Here is a 2,968-nt window from a genome sequence, read left to right as displayed (position 1 = left end):
TTTTGGTTAAACCCTCGACCTATTAGTAACCATCAACTTAATACATTACTGTACTTACACCTTGGCCCTATCTACCTCGTAGTCTTCAAGGGGTCTTACTGTTTTCACATGAGATATCCCATCTTGAGGGGGGCTTCACGCTTAGATGCCTTCAGCGTTTATCCCGTCCCGACATAGCTACCCTGCCATGGAGTTACTCTCCAACAGGTACACCAGCGGTCAGTCCGTCCCGGTCCTCTCGTACTAAGGACGGCTCCTCTCAAATATCTTACGCCCACGCCGGATAGGGACCGAACTGTCTCACGACGTTCTGAACCCAGCTCGCGTACCGCTTTAATGGGCGAACAGCCCAACCCTTGGGACCTGCTACAGCCCCAGGATGCGATGAGCCGACATCGAGGTGCCAAACCACTCCGTCGATGTGAACTCTTGGGAGTGATAAGCCTGTTATCCCCAGGGTAGCTTTTATCCGTTGAGCGATGGCAATCCCACTTTATGCCACCGGATCACTAAGTCCTACTTTCGTACCTGCTCCACCCGTCGGTGTCGCAGTCAAGCTCCCTTCTGCCTTTGCACTCTTTGAATGGTTTCCGACCATTCTGAGGGAACCTTCGAGCGCCTCCGATACTCTTTCGGAGGCGACCGCCCCAGTCAAACTCCCCGTCTGGCATTGTCCCCCGGCCGGATAACGGCCGCAGGTTAGAAATCCAGCAATACAGGGGTGGTATCCCAACGGCGACTCTGCATAAACTGGCGTCTATACTTCTACGTCTCCCACCTATCCTGTACGAGTATTACCAAATCCCAGTACCAAACTGGAGTAAAGCTCCATGGGGTCTTTCCGTCCTGGCGCGGGTAACCAGCATCTTCACTGGTACTTCAATTTCACCGGGTGCATTGTTGAGACAGCGCTCAAATCATTACGCCTTTCGTGCGGGTCGGAACTTACCCGACAAGGAATTTCGCTACCTTAGGACCGTTATAGTTACGGCCGCCGTTTACCGGGGCTTCAATTCAAAGCTTCGTTTCCTGACTTCTCCTCTTAACCTTCCGGCACCGGGCAGGCGTCAGCCCATATACTTCACCTTGCGGTTTCGCATAGACCTGTGTTTTTGCTAAACAGTTGCTTGAGCCTTTTTTCTGCGACCACTCTATTAAAGTGGCACCCCTTCTCCCGAAGTTACGGGGTCATTTTGCCGAGTTCCTTAACAATGCTTCTCCCGCCGGCCTTAGGATTCTCTCCTCATCTACCTGTGTCGGTTTGCGGTACGGGTACATATAACACAATAGCGGCTTTTCTTGACGGCTCCCTAACCGACTTCCCTACTAATTTTCGGTACGCATCACGTATTCCCCTTGTATGGTGGTTTTTCCTCCCATACAGGTACTTCGCTTGCCCCGGTTTTTGTCCTCCCGGGTTCGGTTTTAGTCTCCGTGTCCCCACAGTTCTGATTATATGTAGTACAGGAATCTGTACCTGTTATCCATCGACTACGTCTTTCGACCTTGCCTTAGGCCCCGACTTACCCTGAGTAGATCAGCTTTACTCAGGAAACCTTAGATATTCGGCCAAGAGGATTCTCACCTCTTTCTCGCTACTCATTCCGGCATTCTCTCTTCTTATTACTCCACCATTCCTTCCGGTATGGCTTCTACGCCTCTAAGAATGCTCCTCTACCAATGTATATAATACATTCCTAGGCTTCGGTGTTGTGTTTAGCCCCGGACATTTTCGGCGCAGGACCTCTCGACTAGTGAGCTGTTACGCACTCTTTTAATGTATGGCTGCTTCTAAGCCAACATCCTAGCTGTCTTCGAAATCCCACATCCTTTTCCACTTAACACACACTTTGGGACCTTAGCCGTAGGTCTGGGCTCTTTCCCTTTTGACTACCCAACTTATCTCGTGTAGTCTGACTCCCGTCAATCATCTAGCCGGCATTCGGAGTTTGATATCTCTTGGTAGGCTTTGACGCCCCCGCAAAAATTCAGTGCTCTACCTCCGGTAGACTAATAACGAGGCTAGTCCTAAAACTATTTCGAGGAGAACCAGCTATCTCCGGGTTCGATTGGAATTTCTCCCCTATCCACACCTCATCGCCACCCTTTTCAACGGATGTGCGTTCGGTCCTCCATTCACTTTTACGCGAACTTCAACCTGGACATGGATAGATCACCCGGTTTCGGGTCTACACATACTGACTACATCGCCCTATTAAGACTTGGTTTCCCTTCGGCTCCGTATCTTTAATACTTAACCTCGCCTGTACATGTAACTCGCCGGACCGTTCTACAAAAAGTACGCGGTTCACCTTTCGGTGTTCCACAGTTTGTAAACATAGGGTTTCAGGTTCTTTTTCACTCCCCTCCCGGGGTTCTTTTCACCTTTCCTTCACAGTACTATACGCTATCGGTCACTGACTAGTATTTAGCCTTGGGGGGTGGTCCCCCCTGCTTCCCACAAGGTTTCTCGTGTCTCGTGGTACTCCGGATACTGCTGGATTCAATATATTTTCCCTTACACGGCTCTCACGCTCTTTGGCCCGCTTTTCCAAAACGGTTCAGGTAATATATCTTACTCGTATTGCAGTCCTCTACCCCGCAGTGCACGCACCACGGTTTGGGCTCTTACGATTTCGCTCGCCGCTACTTTCGCAATCACTGTTGTTTTCTTTTCCTCCGGCTACTTAGATGTTTCAGTTCACCGGGTTCCCCTCTGTACGTTATGTATTGGCGTACAGATACTTGGAGTTCTTCCAAGTGGGTTTCCCCATTCAGACATCTGCGGATCACTGAATATGTGCTTCTCCCCGCAGCTTTTCGCAGCTTGTCACGTCTTTCTTCGGCTGTCAGTGCCTAGGCATCCACCCTACGCTCTTTATGTTTAACCTCTTAAATCATTTAGATTTAGTGTTATGTATGACACTAGCGTGTATCATACACTATGTTTAAAAATTTATTTTTGTTA

1 rRNA gene is annotated in these 2,968 nt (G+C 49.5%); it reads right to left on the bottom strand.

From position 1 onward, the window contains the following. Positions 1–2: 2 nt before the first annotated feature. A 23S ribosomal RNA gene (locus HMPREF1495_RS08335) occupies positions 3–2,890 on the bottom strand. Positions 2,891–2,968: the final 78 nt, after the last annotated feature.

The sequence above is a fragment of the Lachnoanaerobaculum sp. MSX33 genome (assembly GCF_000512995.1).
GTDB lineage: Bacteria > Bacillota > Clostridia > Lachnospirales > Lachnospiraceae > Lachnoanaerobaculum.
This window is presented reverse-complemented; position numbering and strand designations above follow the sequence as displayed.